Origin of the sequence: Sulfitobacter marinus (genome assembly GCF_900116285.1) — a bacterium.
In the GTDB taxonomy this organism is placed as follows: domain Bacteria; phylum Pseudomonadota; class Alphaproteobacteria; order Rhodobacterales; family Rhodobacteraceae; genus Sulfitobacter; species Sulfitobacter marinus.
Genome location: NZ_FPAJ01000004.1, coordinates 481,160 through 499,912, shown reverse-complemented (window position 1 = coordinate 499,912; position 18,753 = coordinate 481,160). Strand labels below are relative to the sequence as shown.

The following is an 18,753-nucleotide window of genomic DNA, read 5'->3' as shown; positions in this document are numbered from 1 at the left end:
ATCAATCCCCGTCCAGCGCGTTAAACCCCGCCGCGACACCCAATTCCGGCCCAAGTTCCTGGCGCGCAATATCCCGAATGGCATCGACGGATTGTTGCACGACCTCGATTTTCAGCCGGGTTTGCGGATCCGTGACCCCTGCAAAAACCGGATCGTTTAAAATACCAAGCTTCGACAACGTCGTCTCGAACGCATGCTTTGATCGTGCTGCCAGATCGGCATTATCCCCCACCAAAAGCAGCATCAGGTTCTCAAGGCTTTCAAGGCTAATCTTCACATGGCGCACAGAACGGCCCGAACGCCAGACCTCGGCCCTTGTGGGCCGTGGTTTGTCAAAGCTGCCCAAGGGCCGGCCAAGCCGCGTATCCGATGTGAACTCCAGCCCTGTGGTTAACGCTTTGAACAGCTCTTGAACGGTTTCCTCTTGGCTGCGGTAGGTTCCGTTTGGGCTGGGGTTCAGCAGACGGGCGGCATAGTCGCCCTGCCAATCGGCCAAAATCTCTGCGCTTGTTGCTGCGATATCTGTTGCTACCGCTTGCACCAAGGCGCAGTGATAGGCGGCATCCCCTGCCGTGCTAATGGTATCGTCATACAGTAAGAATTCCATCGCATAGAAGCCGCGCCCCGCGATCGAGACTTGGGAAAATTCTTGCGGTGTCGCGATGACCGGGTCTTGGTCCGTGATCAAGCTGGCAAGCGTGCGCGGCGTCACGCCCCGACTGTCTGGCCAGAACGCCAATGCAAAAGCGCGGTCGTTGGTTTCCGTCGGGCCAAAGCGCAGATGGCTGACGGCAACCCACGCATCAAACGCGCGCCCATAGGCGGCGCGCAATGTTTCAGACTTTGGCGTGCAGTCTGTCGCGGCCGCATCTGCCAACTGACCCGAGCTTTGCGCCAATGTCTCGAACCTTGGCAAGATATGCGTGTCGATGATCTTTGCCACGACAGGATCAGCGGCTTGCGCGGCTGTGATGCAAGGTGCAGCGACGGCGAATGCGATCAATAGAATGCGTCTCATAAGCTCTCCAAATAGGTGATCAGCGCGTCCCGGTCTGCGGTCGTCATCTCGATCACTGCGTCACGTTGGGTCTGCGCCTCCCCCCCGTGCCACAAGACGGCCTCGAGGATAGATCGCGCGCGGCCATCATGCAGGAAATACGTGTGCCCGCTGACCTGCTGCGTCAAGCCGATCCCCCACAAGGGAGCTGTGCGCCATTCGCTGCCCGATGCCCGCGCTTCGGGGCGGTTATCGGCAAGGCCCGGCCCCATGTCGTGCAGCAATAGATCTGTGAAGGGCCAGATCAGCTGAAAGCTTTGTTCCGGCTGGTCTTGTAATCTGTGGGTCACAAAACTGGGCGTGTGGCACGAGGTACAGCCAGTCTGATAAAATAGCTCCTTGCCCCGCAAGACCTGCGGATCATCCGCGCCCCGCCGCGCGGGAACACCCAGATTGCGGCTGTAAAACGCCACCAGATCTAGGCCCTCGCCGTCGATTTCGTAAACGCGCTCATCGCCGTCACCGTGAATGGCAGCTTGGCATTCTGTCTGGGCCTCGGTGCATTCTCCGGCCCCCGACGGGTGCAGCGGCGACGAAATGCCAATGTCGCCAGCAAATGCCGCTGCTGATTGTTCCAGCACGGTGGGTGCCCCGGCCTTAAGACCGAACCGGCCCAGCATCGGCTTTTGATAGACCGCTGACATCACCACATTGGGACGCCCCGAAATGCCATCCCCGTCCAGATCGTCAGGGTCCGCAGCGGCAATGATATCGCGCGCAGGGATCGCCTCAAGCAGGCCAAGGCCGATCATTTGCGGTGCAACCCTCGGGCTGAGCATGGCATCCGGATGCAAGGGACCATAGCCCAGATTATCGGCGCTATAGGTCGGTGCGCGCAGGTTAACAATTGTGCCGTCTGCCAATTCTACAGGCTGTTCTTGATAGCTGACCCCAAAGCTATATTCGGCATTGTATCCCTGCACCGCGAAATCCTGCAGTTGCGTGCCATAGGTCGGGTCCGGCAGGGTGGCAAAATATCCTTGAATGTCGGCCATTGCATCCTCTGGCGTGCCAGGGATTGACACGCGTAAGAAAATCGAAATCGCGTTGTCATCCGCGTTCTCCGGAGGATGGCCGCGCCCGTCTTTAAGGTGGCACCGCTGGCAGGACCGCGCGTTAAACAGCGGGCCAAGCCCGTCAGAGGCGAGGGTCGAAGACGGTGCCGATACCCATAGCTTGCGGAACAATCCGTTGCCCACCTTGAACGTCAGTTCGTCTTCAAAGCTGATGTTCCCCGAGGGCTGTGAGAACGCATTGGCGTCCCTGCGCGCGCGCACGGTGGCCGCGCCTGCGGGCTTGTCTTCGAACCGCTGCGGTTTGGAAAAATCATCCGTCAGGGCCGTCACATCCGCGATGCGCGCGGTTTCTAGGGGTGTTCTGGGAATAACGTCCAGATGCGGATCGCCCAAATCCCATGCCCCTTCACCAGAAATGGCGGCGGTTCCCAGAACCGCCGCCATCATCGCCCCACCTATGATCATTATTAAACTATGAACTTTCACGTAAGGCATCTGGTCTTTCACTGCTCTTAACTGTGGTCGCAATTGCGTGGCCATCGACAGCAAACCCGTAGTGCCGTCTTGGTTGGGTCGGGCTTGCCATGTTTAATGCGCACAAACAATTGTCAAAACTTTCTAGAACGATACCACTGCCGCCAGACCGGCGGAAGTCGATTTGACCCCATCCACATCAAAACGTGCCAGACCAAAGTTGATCTCGGAGTTTTCGGTCAGTGCACGATCAACACCAAGTGCGATCATGCTGTCGGTGCCAGATTGGGTGTCAACAAGGGTGCCGGTTGAAGAGAATGTCCAATCGCCCATAGCATAAGCGCCGCCCAATGTCGCATAGGTCGCATTCGCGTCTTCACCGCCCGCGCCGTTGAAATGTGCCACCTCAAAGATGGTGTCGAAACCATTGCCGAAATCATGTGTCAAACCAACGGTAATACCGCTTTCGTCAGACGCATCATCCGTGCCGGCCGACAGTTGCCGGGCACCGATCCATCCGGTGCTTGCCCCAAACTCCTGAGAGTACTGGACGGCAAAATTGTCCAGCTTGCCCGTGTTGCCAACACCGCCATCCGCCACAGATGTGCGGCCTCGCTTGGTCCCAACGCTGTTGCTCAGGCTGGTGTCATCTGCATAGAACAGGGCAAAGGACAACACGCCGCCGGTGCTGGCCACTGTGGTTTCCGTGCTGAGGCCGATCATCTCGGCCAGTTCATAATCCTCCGCCAGTGATGTGCCATAGAACCCAGGCGCTGCATCCCATGCGACGGCAAATACCGGGCTGATTTTACCGGCAGAAACCACCGCTCCGCCCAGATCGAACCGCAAACCCAACTGGTTGGCGTAAAGACCCAGATCATCAAATTGACGGCTTGCCGTCGCATCCGTGACGGATTCAAACGTAAGCTCACCAAAAGCCGAAATGCGATCGGTCAATGCGGCTTCGAACGCGGCGATAATCGACACGTAGGTGTCGGTCAGTTCGGCCGATGCATCATCCGATGATAGGGTGCTATCAACGCCGATCTCGACGCTGCCTTCCCACTCAAACCCGGTGTCTTGGGCCGATAGACTTGTTGCACTGCTGATGCTGACGGCGCAAAGCGCCGCCGTGAATACTGTCGTCTTCATCGCTATTGTCCTGATTTTTTGTTGTTCGGTCAGCCCGGGATGGGGCTGGCCAATCAGCTTATTGGAAAACCGCGTTGGGATCATCAAGGCTGTCCGAACCTTCAAACGCAATTTGATCAAGGCCAAGTGCCTTCACCACACGTTCAATCGAACGTGTCTGATCGATCAGCCCGTTCACGCCGCCCATCACCAGCGCTTCGCCTGCTTCATTGCCGCGCTCAAGCATCTGATCATAGGAAAAGCCAGCTTCGGCTGCGGTTTTGATGCGACCCAGCGCCATCATCGTCGTACTCAGCTTGCCCTGCATTTCTGCGTCTAGGTTCGCGTCCGCTTCGGCAACCATATCGGACAGCGACGGCCCTGAAACCAGCGTGCCGTCAACGCGCACATATTCGCCAAGATAGACGTTTTGCACGCCCAAGCCATCGTAGTAGTGGCTGTTATGCGTGTTGTCCGAAAAGCAGTCGTGCTCTTCCTCTGGGTCATTCAGCATAAGCCCCAGGCGCATGCGTTCGCCGGCTTGTTCGCCATAGGAAAGCGATCCCATGCCGGTCAGGATTGCCGCCAGACCTGCGTTTTCATCGTCCAAAACGCCGGTGCGTGCAGCGCCGCCATCGGCCCATTGTGCCACCATCCATTCCAGGTCCGACACCAGCAGATCGGTCGCGGCTTTCAGGTATTCACCCCGGCGGTCACAATTGCCATTCGTGCAGTCATCGCCCGTCGCATAATCTGTCCACGGGCGGTCGCCCGCGCCGTGATCATTGCCATTGAGGTCCTGACCCCAGAGCATGAATTCAATCGCGTGATACCCCGTGGCCACGTTGGATTCGATGCCATCCGCTTCGTGCAACGTCTCTGAGAGCAGCTCTGGCGTGATCGCGGTTGCGTCAATTTCCTTGCCGGACAATGTGAACTTGGGGCTGGCGACGACGTTCAGAACCGCAAATTCATTTTCGTCGGACGCACCGCCATAGGACGCATCGACATAGTCAATCAGCCCTTCGTCCAGCGGCCACGCATTTACCTTGCCCTCCCAATCATCAACAACAGCATTGCCAAAGCGGTACACCTCGGTTTGCTGATACGGAACGCGGGCCTCAAGCCATGCAGCACGCGCGGCGGTCAGGTTTTCAGCCGAAGGAGCATCCAGCAACGCATTGACGGCAGTTTGCAAACGCTGGGCCGTGATCAGGCTGTCTTGATACTTGGCCTGCGCGATTGTGACATACGTGTTCAACACCTCGGATTTTTCCACCGCCAAAGCAGGGGTTGCAAGCGCCAGCGCAGCGACTGTGGTCAAAAATGCCATACGTGTCATAGGATTCTTCCTTTAGTGTAAGGTCGTTGGATAAGCAGTGTGGCTTGGCGCCGTTGCCAGATTCATCCGCTTAAGCGCCAACCCGAAATCAGCGGCGCAAGATACGATAAGCGGTGCAACGTCGGCCCGGACGAGTAAAGTTGCAATCAGCATTGCATCCTCGTGTTCGCCATCTGCCGCCGATGTTACGAAATTCGCGAAACAAGATTCGTCAGCGCCAAGGCATTTGCACTGCACCGAATGACGCATCAGCGGTCTGCGGCCATGACGGGCGCATAGATTGCACAATTGCTCAAAGGAATGCAGCGCCTTGCGGCCCCGGACCGGCCCCAGCGCCGATGACAGATCCTTCCAGACTTTTGCCTGCGCATCGGCCCCATCGGACCAAAGCCGCAAGAATATGACTGACGCCGCACCAATGTGATCAAGCTCGGTCACGTAGCCGACGGGCGCTCCGCCACGATTGTGCTGAGGCTGCGTCATTTTGTTAAGATCAATTTGCCAGCCCGCGTGATCCGCAGCGTATAGGTCTGGCCCTCCAGAACGATCTGGGCCAACTCGCCGCTTTGGGTCAGGTCACGGGCATCGTAGGTCGGCAAAGACGACGGGTTTGATGTCGTTTGAGGCGGGGATTGCAGCAGAGTCATTGGATCCCCCCTGCACCGGCGGCGTTTTTGTGCAGCGCATGCCCCCGTGCGAAAAGTTTCGTGTGTAGCAGTGGTGTCAGTGGGGACATTTTCAAAAGACCTCGCGTATCGATTCTCTTGCCAGCACCGCAATCGGAATCGGGATGGCTTGCTCCCATCTTTCCTGATTTATTTAGTAAGGTATGTCAATCCGACAAAATTAGTCAGATAAAGAAAACTGCGTTTGACTGTAGAAATTTTACCTTTAGGCAAAAAGGATATCAGTCCTTAGTACCGTATACCGCCATGATCGTATGCACCGCGCGCTCGACATTGCGATCGATGCCGTCATATGGGGCATCACACACACATAGCATCGCACGTTTCATGCCCGACCCTGTAAACAATGCCATAAGATCTTCAGAGATTTCCTGCGGCGTTGCGGTCAGGGTCAAAAGGCTGTTATCAGCAGCTTCTTGGACTATCCGGACCAGTGTTTCATGCGTTTTGCCATATGCGGCCAGAAAAAAGGCCTGCCCCATGTCAGGGTTCTTGCGCGCTTCCTCGTGAATAACGCGGCCAAATTCGATTGTATCGCTCGCGTTGAGGAAATTGAGCAGCCGTAAACCGAACTGCGTTAACGCGACCTCTAGCTCGGCGCGAGTTTCAACTTTCGGCTGTTCCGTACCACTGATTCCGGCTGTTTCAAGCTCGGTCAGGCGGCGCAGAATATCGGTCATATTCTCGAAGTGCCTGTAAATCGTGGCCTTGGATACCGCCGCCTCTCGGGCCAACAGATCGGTGGACACATCCGAAAACCCGCGTTCAAAAAACAGCCTACGGGCCGCGGTCAAAATTCTCATCTCAGCTGAAATCATACGCGTAACTACACCAAATTGGACTTTTATCGGACTGAAAGTACTAAACAGTACTTAGGTGCCTTGCACCTGATGTCAAACAGCTTAAGTACCAGCCCGTACCCATCAGGAGCCCGGCATGATCAAACCTGTTTTAACCGCACTTATTTGTCTTTTGCCGCTGGCAAGCCACGCACAAGACGCAGCAGTTTTGACCCCTTCCGGCGATCCCGCGCCGATGCGCGCGGTAAAGCTGATCACGCCAAGCGGCTCTGTACAGCCAGACAAACGCGTCTTTTTCGGACAGATTGTGGCCAAGGAAACCGTCGATGTATCCTTTGAGGTGGGCGGACGTCTGGTGTCGTTTGATGCCCAAGAAGGCGAGTTTCTGGAAGCCGGCACCCAGATCGCCGCGTTGGATCGAGCCCCCTTTGAGCGCGCGGTTGAACGGGCACGGTTGCAGTTGGAACAATCCGAGCGTGATTATGTCCGGTTGCAAAAGCTGGCCCAGTCCAACACCGTGGCCGAAACTCAGGTTGAAGATTCCAAAACTGCCCGCGATCTTGCCGAGGTTGCCTTGGAAGAAGCGCAAGACGACTTGGATGATGCCACATTAATTGTTCCGTTCCGTGCGCTCGTGGCCTCGCGCCTGACGCCGAACTTTGCCAATGTGTCCCCCGGTCAGGCCATCGTGCGCCTGCATGACATGTCCGAAGTACGCGTGGAAATCGACGTGCCCGAACGGCTGTTCCAGCAACGCGGTCACAAGGACAGCCTGTCTTTTACGGGTAAATCGCCCTTATTCCCGGCCGAGGTGCCGCTTGAGCTGCGTGAATTCAACGCCGAAACCCAAAGCATCGGCCAAAGCTACCGCGTCACATTCGCCTTGCCCGCCGATATGGTCAGCCCCTCAATTATCCCCGGCGCATCCATGACCGTGACCGCAACGATGGCGACTCCAGATACGCCCATTGCAATTGTGCCCCCCTCTGCCGTGACGATCGACAGCGGCAGCACCAAGGTGATGGTTTACACCCCCGATGAGAATGCGCAAACCGGTACGGTTGATTGGCAAGACGTCGAAGTCGGGTCGATCACCGGGACCGACATTGCCCTGTCCGGGCTTGCCCCTGATACTCAGATCGTGGCCGCGGGGGCGCATCTGTTAAGGCCTGGTGAAACGGTGCGACCCTATGCCGGGCTAAGCGCGGAATAATCCTATGAAAATTGCACGCTTTTCGATCCAATATCCAATCTACACTTGGATATTCATTTTGTTTGCGCTGTTTGGCGGGGTTTTTGGGTATTCCTCCGTCGGCAAGCTGGAAGACCCCACATTTACGCTGAAAAGCGCGCTGGTTATCACGGCCTACCCCGGCGCAGATGCCGCCGAAGTATCCACCGAGGTGGCGGAAGTGCTGGAGGCTGAAATCCAGCAGATGGACGAGATCAAAAAAGTCACATCGCGCAATACCTACGGCCTGTCGGTTATCGAGGTCGAGGTTCAGGATACATATGGCGGGGATGAGCTTATTCAGGTCTGGGACGATCTGCGCGACCGTGTCTCGGATGCACAGGCTGACCTGCCGGACGGGGCCATGCCCTCAAGCGTGAATGACGATTTCGGCGATGTGTATGGCATATTATATGCGGTATCCGCCCCCGGGTTTACCGACGCCGAAATCTGGGAAATCTCCACCTATCTGCGCCGAAACCTTTTGACCGTCGATGGTGTTGCGAATGTCCAGATCGAAGGGTTGCCCGAAGAGGCCATATTTGTTGAGCCATCTTCGCAAATTCTGTCGTCGCTTGGCGTCGATCCCAGCCTGATCATCGGGGCGATCAGCGCCTCTACCGAGGTTAATCCAACCGGCTTTGTCTCAAACGGAACGAACAATCTGCGCGTCGTGGCCCCCTCGGCCGAAGACAGCGTCAGCGAGATCAGCGGCCTTACATTCGGGTTTCAGGGCGAAGTGATGAACCTGTTGGACATTGCCAGCGTCAGCCGCGGCCGTGTCGACGAACCTGAACATATACTGCGCCACAACGGCCACGAGATATTCACCATGGGTGTGTCTGGCTTGTCGTCCGAAAACATCGTGGCGGTCGGCCACCGGGTCGAGGCCGAACTGGAAAAGCTGCAAACGCTTTTGCCCATCGGCGTCACAGTTGAACCGATTTACGAGCAACATCGCATTGTTGAGGCCTCAAACGGAAGCTTCCTTGTGTCGCTTGCTCTTTCAGTGGGCGTGGTGATTGCCGTTTTGGCCATTTTCATGGGCCCGCGTGCCGCAGTTGTGGTCGGTGTTTCTTTGCTGCTGACAGTGCTGGCGACGTTCTTTTTCATGTATCTTTTCGAGGTCAAAGTTGAACGGATCAGTTTGGGCGCGTTGATCATCGCCATGGGGATGCTGGTCGACAATGCCATCGTGATCGCCGAAGGCATGCAACAAGATATGCGCAGAGGGCTGTCGTCAAAGGACGCAGCTGACAGCGCTGCGAACAAGACGCAGATACCGCTGCTGGGGGCCACCGTCATCGGGGTCATGGCCTTTGCCGGGATCGGATTGTCGCCAGATGCAACAGGCGAATTTATGTTCTCGCTCTTTGCCGTGATCACCATTTCGCTGATGCTGTCGTGGTTGGTCGCCGTGACGGTCACCCCCTTGTTGGGGCATTATATGTTCAAGGTCGGCGGGTTGTCGGCCGATGACAGCGGTTATGACGGGCCGGTTTTCCGCAGCTATGGTTGGGTCGTCCGGACGGCGCTTAAAATGCGCTGGCTCGTGATTGCTGCTTTGATTGGCACCACTGTTGCCAGCGTCATTGCATTTGGTAGCGTCAAACAGCAGTTCTTTCCACCGGCCACCACGCCCCTATTTTACCTAGAGTACAAAGGGGTACAAGGCACCTCGATCGAGACGACGTCGAGCGATGTGAAAGTCATCGAGGACTGGCTGGCCGCGCGCGACGACGTCGATGCCGTGACCACCACGATTGGCAAAGGACTTAGCCGGTTTATGCTGACCTATGCGGCACCGGATTCCGACAGTTCCTTTGCGCAGCTGGTGATCCGCGCGAAAACCAAAGAGGACATTCCCGCCTTGCGCGCCGAGCTGGATCAATTTGCGATTACAGCGCTGCCTTGGGCCGAACTGCAATCGAAACGGATCATCTTTGGCCCGCCCGTCAGTTCGGATATCGCGGCGCGGTTTTCCGGGCCAGACGCGGATGTGCTGCGGGAATTGGCCAACGAGGCCAAGGAAATCCTTGTGACCGCGACGCCAAACCTGCACAGCGAATACATCGACTGGCGCGAGCAAGAGATCGTGACCAGACCGCTTTATGCCGAAGACCGCGCCCAGGCAGCAGGCATTTCGCGCAGTGATGTATCCAGCGCAATTGCGCTGGCCACCAACGGTATTCCGGCGGGCACCTACCGCGAACGCGACCGGCTGATCGACATCATTGTGCGCACCCCGCGCAGTGAAACAGCGCGCGACGGTCAACTGTTGGATCAGATTGTATACTCCGCTGCCATTCAGGATTACCTGCCCTTGGTCCAAGTGATCGACGGGTTCGAGGTCGTCACCCAAAACCCCGTGATCGAGCGGCGTAACCGCGTGCAGACGATCACTGTGAACGCCAACGTCATCGACGGGCTGACCGCACCAAGCGTCTTCTCCGAGGTGCGCGCACAAATCGAAGCCATCAAGCTGCCACTCGGCTATTCCCTCGAATGGGGCGGTGAATTTGAAAGCGCAGGCAATGCGCAGGCGTCGCTGGGCAAGCAAATGCCGCTCAGCTTTGGGACGATGCTGCTGATCACGGTCTTGCTGTTCGGCAAGCTGCGTCAGACTGCCGTGATCTGGACGATTGTTCCGATGTCTATCATCGGTGTGTCGCTGGGTCTGCTTTTCACGGGGTTGGCGTTCAGCTTTACCGCGCTGCTGGGGCTGTTGGCCCTGTCGGGAATGCTGATCAAAAACGCGATTGTTCTGGTCGAGGAAATCGACGTGCAGAAAGCCGAAGGGCTTTCCCAGAAAGAGGCAATCATCAAGGCCAGTGTTTCGCGTTTGCGCCCTGTGATCTTGGCCGCTGGTACAACAATCTTGGGTATGATCCCATTGCTTTATGACGGGTTCTTTGCCGCAATGGCGGTGACGATTATGGCCGGGCTTGGCTTTGCTTCGGTACTTACCCTGATCGGGGTGCCAGTGTTGTACCACACGTACCTGCGCAAAGAACGCGCCGCCGAGGCGCAAGCCGCCTAAAGACGGGGCACTTCGGCGTGACCAGCAACCCCCTCCGTACCCCAATTGGGCGTGCGGAGGGGCACGGTTAGCGGTCCGGTCTGAACGCCCGCAAAATACCAATTATCTTTTTGATACTTCTCGGAACTTTCCGGGCATTTCTTTCGTTGATCTCAGTGGTGTTAATTTTTGACGCCCCTCGCAAGCTGCGCGCGCGCCAACAGATCAAGGATATCCCCATGCTGAAAAAAATCTTCCTCGGAGCTATTGCCCTAGGGGTCATCGGGGCATTGGGGTTTGGCGTTTATGCGTATAAGTCACCGATTGATCCGATCACTGCCGATCAACGGGATGAATTTGATCCTGATACCGTCGAAAAGGGCCGCATTCTCGCGGCCGCTGGGTACTGCGCCACATGTCACACGGCCGCCGATGGGCCGGCCTATGCGGGCAACTATGCGATGGATACCGGGTTTGGCATCATCTATTCGACCAATCTGACGCCTGACGTGGAAACAGGCATCGGGTCCTATTCCCCCGCCGCGTTCCGCCGTGCCATGCACGAAGGGGTGGATCGCGAAGGCCGCCATCTATTCCCCGCCTTCCCCTATGACCACTTTACCAAAATGACCGACGAAGATGTGGATGCGATTTATGCCTACATCATGACCGAGGTCGAGCCTGTCAAAACCGTTCAGAAAGAAAACAAATTGCCCTTCCCGCTGGACCAACGGTTCTTGCAGGCCGGATGGAAACTCCTGTTTGCCGACTTTGGCCGGTACGAACCTGACACGGCCCATTCGGATGCGTGGAACCGTGGTGCATATCTGGCCGAGGGGCTGACCCACTGCGGGGCCTGTCACACACCGCGCAACTTGCTGGGTGCGGAAAAACAATCGCAGCAATACGCCGGGGCCGAAATCGACCGCTGGAGCGCCCCTGCCCTGACAGCGGCCAACGCCTCTGCCGTGCCTTGGACAGCGGCTGAATTCAAAACATATCTGATTGAGGGCACAACGACCTATCACGGTGTCGCTGCTGGCCCCATGGGCCCCGTTGTGCACGAAGGCGTGCGCGAATTGCCGCAAAGCGACATGGATGCATTGGCGATCTATCTGGCCGACAAGGTCGGGGCGGCCGACGATGATCCCGCGCGAAGCGATGTCGTCTTGACCAGCTTGCAACGCAACCAGCCCGACCCGCAATATCGGCGCGACCTTGGTGAACGGCTTTATGCAACGGCCTGCGCATCGTGCCATTACAACGCCGAACAAATCCGTCAAGGGCGTCCCGACTTGGGTATAAACTCTGCCACCAACATGGAAGAGCCGAACAACCTGATCCACGTGATACTGGACGGCGTCAACGGCCCCGAAGGCATTTCAGGCGTTGTCATGCCGGGCTTTCGTGGCGCGCTGAACAACAACGAAATCACCGCGATTGCCGCCTATTTGCGCAGCAACCGCGCAGGCAAACCTGACTGGCCCAATCTGGCCGATACGGTTGCTGATATCCGTGTGAACGGTCCCACCGCACACTAATCCAAAGGAAGACAAGATGATAAAATTTCAGATCAACGGACGCGATGTCAGCGTCGACGCAGATCCTGATACACCACTGCTGTGGGCCATCCGTGACGAAGTCGGTTTAACGGGTACAAAATTTGGATGCGGCATCGGCATGTGTGGTGCCTGCACGGTTCACGTGGGCGGGCGCGCCACGCGATCCTGCATTACGCCGCTGTCCGATGTTGCCGGCACCAGCGTGACAACCATCGAGGGGCTGGATGAACAATCCAATCACCCGGTCCAAGAAGCATGGCGTAATTTGCGCGTGCCACAATGCGGCTACTGCCAGTCTGGTCAAATCATGCAAGCCGCTGCTTTGCTGCAGGACATCCCCGACCCGACCGACGACGATATTGACGCTGTTATGACCGGCAACCTGTGCCGTTGCATGACCTATCCGCGCATTCGCCAAGCCGTCCGCGAAGCGGCAACCGCAATGACAGGAGCGCAAGATAATGGGTAATAAATTGCTTTCACGCCTCACCAATTCCGCCAAACCGGTCGATCTTAGCCGTCGTGGTTTCCTTGTTTCGATGACCGCCGCTGGCGTTGCATTCGGGTTTCCCCGCGCATCGCTTGCCGCGATGGACCCTGCCGCCGCTGACGGCATACCGGTCGCACCCACTGGCGAAACGTTCGAGCCGTCCTTGTGGTATTGGATCGACAGCGAGGGCAAGGTGAACGTTAACATCATCCGTGCCGAGATGGGCCAACACGTTGGTACTGCCATCGCGCGTATTCTCGCGGACGAGCTTGAGGTCGCGTGGGAAAACGTCAACATCACCCACGTGGACACAGCCGAAAAATGGGGCCTCATGGTCACCGGCGGCAGCTGGTCGGTCTGGCAAAGCTGGCCCGTTTACCGCCAAGCCGGTGCCGCCGGACGTGTTGCACTGATCGAAGCCGCCGCCGAGAAATGGGGCGTTGATCCAAGCACCTGCACGGCCCGCGAGGGGACCATCACAGATGGCACCAACAGCATCACCTATGCAGAGCTGGTTAGCGACGGTTTAACCCGCAGCTTTACCGAGGATGAGCTAAAGGCATTGCCGCTTAAGCCACATTCGGAATTGCGTTTGGTCGGCAAGGACGTGACCGCGCTGGACATCGGGACCAAGACCAATGGTCAGGCGATCTATGGTCTGGATGCCAAGATTGACGGGATGGTTTATGGCGTGCCTCTGTTGCCGCCGACACGTCTAGGATCATCGGTCACCTCCGTAGATGACAGCGCGGCCAAGGACGTCAAAGGGTACTTGCAAACGCTAACATTGAATGATCCGTCGGGCACCGTGCCGGGCTGGGTCGTTGTTTTGGGTGAAACGCTGATGGCCGCCAAATGGGCGTCGCAGGCGATTTCGGTAGAATGGGACGCAGGCGAAACCGCTGGCGTATCCGAGGCTGACATCAACGCGCGGTCCCGCGAGTTGATTGGCGATGCGTCCGCTGGGGCCATTTTGCACACTGAAACGCCCGATACGACTTCCGCCTTTGACGGCGCGGCGAATGTGATCGAGGCTGAATATACCACCCAGACCGTTTTGCATTTCCAGCTCGAGCCGGTGAACGCCACCGCGTTCCAGAACCAAGACGGTATTTGGGAAATCCACACGGGCAACCAATGGCAGTCGCTTATTCTGCCCACACTATCGTCGGCACTGGACACGCCTGCCGACAAGATCGTGATGCGCACCTATATGCTGGGCGGCGGCTTTGGCCGACGTCTGAACGGGGATTACACGGTGCCTGCGGCGCTTGCCTCAAAGGCGATTGGCGGCAAACCGGTCAAGCTGGTGTTCTTCCGCGAGGATGACGCCCAGTTCGACAGCCCCCGTTCGCCCAGCGTGCAAAAGCTGCGCATGGCCTTTGACGTCAATCAGCAGGTTGTCGGCATGGAACATCACGCCGCAGCGGGCTGGCCCACAGGTGTCGTGGTGCCGTCTTTCATGCCCAAGGGCGTGAACGGCGAACCCTATGATCCCTTTGCCATTGATGGTGCCGATCACTGGTATTCCGTGGGCGCGCATCAGGTGCGGGCGATCTCGAACGATCTGGCAAACCAGACCTTCCGCCCCGGCTGGTTGCGGTCTGTCGGGCCGGGCTGGACCAACTTTGCCGTGGAAAGTTTCATGGACGAGGCGGCCCATCAGATCAAAACCGATCCGTTGGAATTCCGGCTTCAGCACCTGAAGGCTCAAGGCTATAACGCGGGGTCTGCACCGAATGCGGTTGGCGGTGCATCCCGTCAGGCAAACGTTTTGCAAAAGGTGGCAGAGATGTCGGGCTATGGATCAACCGATCTGCCTGCCGACACGGCCATCGGGATTGCGACCACCTTCGGCCAATCGCGCAGTATGCCAACATGGACCGCAGGTGCCGTTAAGCTGCACATCGACCGCAAAACCGGTGAGATTGACGTGCAAAAGATGTGGCTCGCATTTGATTGCGGCACCGTTGTGGACCCGGATAGCGCCCGCGCCCAATGCGAGGGTGCGGCACTTTGGGGTCTGTCGATGGCGCTGTATGAAGGGACGTTGATTAAAGACGGCAATGTCGCTGACCGCAACCTTGGCACCTACACGCCACTGCGCATGATCGACACGCCTGACATGGAAATCGCATTCGTTGACAGCACCGAAGTGCCTGTTGGCCTAGGCGAACCCGGCACGACCGTAATCGCCCCAGCAATTGCCAATGCGATCTATAGTGCGGTTGGCGTTCGTATGCGCCAATTGCCGATCCGTCCTGACGACATTCTGTCAGCGATCAACGGCTAAATATAACGCAGGTGCCCGGGCAATCGGGCATCTGCCTCATTCCATCACCTTTCGACACGTCGCCCTGCTAAAACTTCGTCCTGTTAAACGAGGGCGGTGTCCGCATCCCCCGATAATGTGCCTAGAAGGCAAGTGGGTCGTGGCCAATTTGGCGGCGAAACCATGGCCAACTGTTCATTACTATTTGCAGTTGTGTAACGTGATGCGCGCCAAAAACTGCCTTGACTCACTGCCCTAAGTATTCGCAATAATGTCCAACATTTTTTGAAATGGTGGGCAAATTGCTTTTTGGTGGTCGGAAATCTGAGGACGATACTGTCGTCGAAATGCTCGCCTCCGCGATCCGGCGCGACATCTCTTTTGGTGTGTTGCACCCCGATCAAAAACTAAAGCTCGCAGATTTGCGCCAGTCCTATGGTGGCTCGAACCATTCAATGCGCGAGACGCTGCGCATTTTATCCTCCGAAGGGATGGTCGAAGCCATCAGCCAACGCGGGTTCCGCGTGACCTCGGCGACCGAGGATGATCTGCGCGACATCTTGTTGGTGCGGCTAGAGGTGGAAAAACTAGGCCTGAAACGGTCGCTTGAGCGCGGCGATGTCGCCTGGGAAGGCCGTGTGATTGCCGCGCTGCATGCCGTGAGCCGCGCCGACACGGTCGTTCAGGATAATCCTGATGACGTCACCGCGTTGGAGTGGGACGAGGCCTGCCGCGATCTGAGCATGGCGCTGATTTCGGCCAGCGGATCGCCCAGACTAATGGATATGGCCGCGCAATTTTATGGTCAGTCTCGTCGCTTTCGTTTGGCGCTTTTACGCGAGGGGCGCATCGATTTTGCCACCCGCGCGTCACGTCGGGCCTTGCTGCAAACTGCTGTCATCGCCCGCGAGGAACAAAGCGCGCTGGAGATACTGGAAGAAGAAATCGGAGCCGATTTAGGCACCTAAAAAAACAAACCAGATCATTTAGGGAGGAATCAATGATCACTTTTAACAGACGTCAGACACTGGGTCTGATCGGGGCCGCGGCGGCATCAGGCCTCGCAGCACCAGCGCTTGCGCAAAACAAAAAGATTGTGGTGGGCGCGCTGCGCTTCACATCGCATTCCGCAAGTTTTATCGCCGCCGAACGCGCCTATTTCGCCGATGCTGGCCTCGACGTCGAGCTACGGTTTTTCCAAGCAGCACAGCCGATGGCGGTCGCGATTGCATCGGGTGATGTGGACTATGCCGTGACGGCCATTTCTGGCGGTTTGATTTCGCTGGCAGACAAAGGCGCGATCAAGGTTATCGGCGGCGCGCTGAGCGAAGAGCCGGGCATTGACGGCCAGAAAATCCTTGCTTCGGATGCCGCGTTCAAGGCGGGCCTTACATCGCCCGCGGGCCTAGGTGGCAGGAAATTCGGCATCTCGACGGCAGGTTCCTCGTTCCACTATATGGGTTCGAAAGTCGCACAAGCAGAAGGCGTCGATGTGTCCTTTACCCCGCTGCAAAAAGTGGGTGCCATCATTGGCGCGCTAAAGTCGGGCCAGATCGATGCGTGGTCCATCGTCCCCCATATCGCCAAACCATTGGCCGGTTCCGGCGCGGTGCATATCATCGGAAATATCTCTGATTATCTGCCGAATTATCAGGTCACGACCGTGTTCACATCGGCCAAGAACGCCAATGACGAACGCCAGCAGACATCTGATTTCCTCAAGGCATTCAGCATGGGGGCTTCTGACTACAACTCGACCATGATCGACAAATCCGGCGGCGAAGAAGGCGTAAACGAGATGGTCGATCTGATCCATAAATACGTCTACACAGATCGCGAGCGGGCTAAAGCCGCCCCATCGATCATCAACGGAACCATGCGGATCAACGAAGGCGCGCGTCTGAACGTTGCTTCGGTTCAGGATCAGCTAAGCTGGTTCCAGTCCGAGGGGCTGATTGACGGTGACATCACCCTCGATACCTTTGTCGACAGCAGCTATGTCGAGACATTCGAAGCTTAAGACCAAACCCGTGACTGGCCGCCAAGCGCGCGGCCAGTCATCCCATTTCTTAAAGGCAGTTTTATGGACATTCGCTTGGATGCGATCAGCCATTCCTATGGCGGCACAGAGGTATTGCGTGATATCTCGCTGGATATTCCAACCGGCAAGATCGTCTGCTTTGTCGGGCCGTCGGGTTGCGGCAAGTCCACCCTACTGCGCCTGATCGGCGGGCTGGAACGCGCTACCAAAGGCCGTGTTCTGCAACTTGGCACCCCGCCTGCCGGATGCCTCAACCCGCTGACCTATGTATTCCAGGATTTCGCCTTGCTGCCTTGGCGCACCGTACACGGGAACATTTCCCTCGTGCTTGAGGACCATGGTATCAAGGGGACCGCTGCCGATGCGATTATCTCTGACGTTTTGGCCCGTACCAAGCTCAGCGATTTCAGCAATGCCTTGCCGCGTCAGCTATCCGGCGGCATGAAGCAACGCGTGGCCATTGCCCGCGCGCTGGCCGTCAAACCCGCCGTGATGCTGATGGACGAACCGCTGTCTGCTCTTGATAGCCAGACGCGCGAATTGCTGATGGACGATCTTGTGGGCTTGTGGACCCGCCAGCCTTTTACCGCCGCCTATGTGACCCATAATTTGGCCGAGGCCGTGCGTCTGGGCCACCGCATTGCGGTCCTCTCGCGCCGGCCCGGCGAAATCCGCGAAATGGTCGAGATTGATATGCCGCTGGCAGACCGCAGCCACGGCAACCCAGAGCTTGAGCAGATCCAGAAACACCTGTGGGATATGATGCGTGATGAGGCCCGCGCGGCTGATGAGGAATTGATAGATGTCTGATGCCACACTCAAAACCCGACCGATCGAGGTTCGGTTTCGCGGCGGCGGGTTTGCCCCCAAGGCGCGGCGTTGGGTCGGGCTGGCTGTGTTTGTTGTGCTCATCGCGATTATGGAAATCGGCACGCGCAGCGGCTGGATATCCGCGCTGACCCTGCCCAGACCTTCCGACGTGCTGGCAACGTTCAAAGAACTGTGGGACAGCGGCTTGCTGTTCAAACATCTGCTGCCTTCGCTCAGCCGCTTGGCTGTTGGGGCTGCAATCGGGGCCACTGTGGGCATTTGTGTTGGCGTGATGATTGGCCTCTTTTCCTATGTCCGCGCGGGTCTGGTTCCGCTGGTCGCCGCGATTTTCCCGATCCCCAAAATCGCGTTGCTGCCGTTGTTTGTGATCTGGTTCGGCATCGACGAGGCCAGCAAATATGCGCTGATCGCCTTTGGCACGTTCACCCCCACCGTGGTGGCCACCTATGGTGCCGTCGATAATGTGGACCGCTCCTTGATCCGCATGGGTCAAAGCTTTGGCTTGTCGTGGTTTTCCATCGTGCGCAAGATCGTGCTGCCCGGTGCCATGCCCGGTATCCTGTCTGGCCTGCGCATCTCGCTTGCCATCGCGATCATCTTGTTGGTTGCCGCTGAAATGCTGGGGGCCGAATACGGCATCGGCGCATATATTCTCGAAGCTGGCTCGCTTTATGATCTGGAGCGCTTGTTCGCAGGCGTTGTTATTCTGTCCCTGCTCGGCGTGATCCTAAGTACGGTCATTGGCGTTATCGAGCGTCGCCTGCTAGGCTGGAGAGGATAAGCCGCGTATCCGCATATGGG

16 protein-coding genes are annotated in these 18,753 nt (G+C 57.4%); 9 read left to right on the top strand and 7 right to left on the bottom strand.

The features are described from left to right. Position 1: 1 nt before the first annotated feature. The 7 genes from BM347_RS13835 to BM347_RS13805 form a co-directional block, all read right to left on the bottom strand. On the bottom strand, positions 2 to 1,018 hold the full coding sequence (locus BM347_RS13835; RefSeq protein WP_093917028.1) for an imelysin family protein: 1,017 nt from the start codon (positions 1,016 to 1,018) through the stop codon (positions 2 to 4). Continuing rightward, positions 1,015 to 2,517: a di-heme oxidoreductase family protein gene (locus BM347_RS13830; protein ID WP_093917104.1), complete on the bottom strand. Its 1,503-nt coding sequence runs from the start codon at positions 2,515 to 2,517 to the stop codon at positions 1,015 to 1,017. The genes BM347_RS13835 and BM347_RS13830 overlap by 4 nt, the downstream gene beginning before the upstream one ends. 174 nt (positions 2,518 to 2,691) lie before the next feature. Further along, entirely contained in the window at positions 2,692 to 3,699 is a 1,008-nt protein-coding gene (locus BM347_RS13825; protein ID WP_093917103.1) for a hypothetical protein, read from the bottom strand. Between the two features lie 58 nt (positions 3,700 to 3,757). Beyond that, a complete protein-coding gene (locus tag BM347_RS13820; protein WP_093917027.1) occupies positions 3,758 to 5,020 on the bottom strand; it encodes an imelysin family protein in 1,263 nt (420 codons plus the stop codon). A gap of 12 nt (positions 5,021 to 5,032) precedes the next feature. After that, positions 5,033 to 5,503, bottom strand: coding sequence for a hypothetical protein (locus BM347_RS13815; RefSeq protein ID WP_093917026.1), 471 nt, complete (start codon positions 5,501 to 5,503; stop codon positions 5,033 to 5,035). Continuing rightward, positions 5,500 to 5,667 (bottom strand): hemin uptake protein HemP, encoded by a 168-nt coding sequence (gene hemP / locus BM347_RS13810; protein WP_093917025.1) that lies wholly within the window; start codon positions 5,665 to 5,667, stop codon positions 5,500 to 5,502. Before hemP ends, BM347_RS13815 begins: the two co-directional genes overlap by 4 nt. 260 nt (positions 5,668 to 5,927) lie before the next feature. Continuing rightward, a complete protein-coding gene (locus BM347_RS13805; RefSeq protein WP_175498578.1) occupies positions 5,928 to 6,509 on the bottom strand; it encodes a TetR/AcrR family transcriptional regulator in 582 nt (193 codons plus the stop codon). A 133-nt stretch (positions 6,510 to 6,642) separates the two neighbouring features. Here BM347_RS13805 and BM347_RS13800 point away from each other — a divergent pair, with 133 nt between their 5' ends. From BM347_RS13800 to BM347_RS13760, 9 genes are all read left to right on the top strand, one after another. Further along, positions 6,643 to 7,719: an efflux RND transporter periplasmic adaptor subunit gene (locus BM347_RS13800; RefSeq protein WP_245764277.1), complete on the top strand. Its 1,077-nt coding sequence runs from the start codon at positions 6,643 to 6,645 to the stop codon at positions 7,717 to 7,719. Between the two features lie 4 nt (positions 7,720 to 7,723). Then, positions 7,724 to 10,777: an efflux RND transporter permease subunit gene (locus BM347_RS13795; protein ID WP_093917023.1), complete on the top strand. Its 3,054-nt coding sequence runs from the start codon at positions 7,724 to 7,726 to the stop codon at positions 10,775 to 10,777. Between the two features lie 218 nt (positions 10,778 to 10,995). Continuing rightward, positions 10,996 to 12,297, top strand: a complete 1,302-nt coding sequence (locus BM347_RS13790) for a cytochrome c (RefSeq protein WP_093917101.1) — start codon at positions 10,996 to 10,998, stop codon at positions 12,295 to 12,297. 16 nt (positions 12,298 to 12,313) lie between these two features. Beyond that, entirely contained in the window at positions 12,314 to 12,787 is a 474-nt protein-coding gene (locus BM347_RS13785; protein WP_093917022.1) for a (2Fe-2S)-binding protein, read from the top strand. Continuing rightward, positions 12,780 to 15,101 (top strand): xanthine dehydrogenase family protein molybdopterin-binding subunit, encoded by a 2,322-nt coding sequence (locus tag BM347_RS13780; RefSeq protein ID WP_093917021.1) that lies wholly within the window; start codon positions 12,780 to 12,782, stop codon positions 15,099 to 15,101. Before BM347_RS13785 ends, BM347_RS13780 begins: the two co-directional genes overlap by 8 nt. A 269-nt stretch (positions 15,102 to 15,370) precedes the next feature. Beyond that, on the top strand, positions 15,371 to 16,048 hold the full coding sequence (locus BM347_RS13775; protein WP_245764276.1) for a GntR family transcriptional regulator: 678 nt from the start codon (positions 15,371 to 15,373) through the stop codon (positions 16,046 to 16,048). Between the two features lie 32 nt (positions 16,049 to 16,080). Continuing rightward, positions 16,081 to 17,100: an ABC transporter substrate-binding protein gene (locus BM347_RS13770; RefSeq protein WP_093917020.1), complete on the top strand. Its 1,020-nt coding sequence runs from the start codon at positions 16,081 to 16,083 to the stop codon at positions 17,098 to 17,100. Between the two features lie 63 nt (positions 17,101 to 17,163). After that, positions 17,164 to 17,931 (top strand): ABC transporter ATP-binding protein, encoded by a 768-nt coding sequence (locus BM347_RS13765; protein ID WP_093917019.1) that lies wholly within the window; start codon positions 17,164 to 17,166, stop codon positions 17,929 to 17,931. Beyond that, positions 17,924 to 18,733, top strand: a complete 810-nt coding sequence (locus BM347_RS13760) for an ABC transporter permease (RefSeq protein ID WP_093917018.1) — start codon at positions 17,924 to 17,926, stop codon at positions 18,731 to 18,733. Before BM347_RS13765 ends, BM347_RS13760 begins: the two co-directional genes overlap by 8 nt. Positions 18,734 to 18,753: the final 20 nt, after the last annotated feature.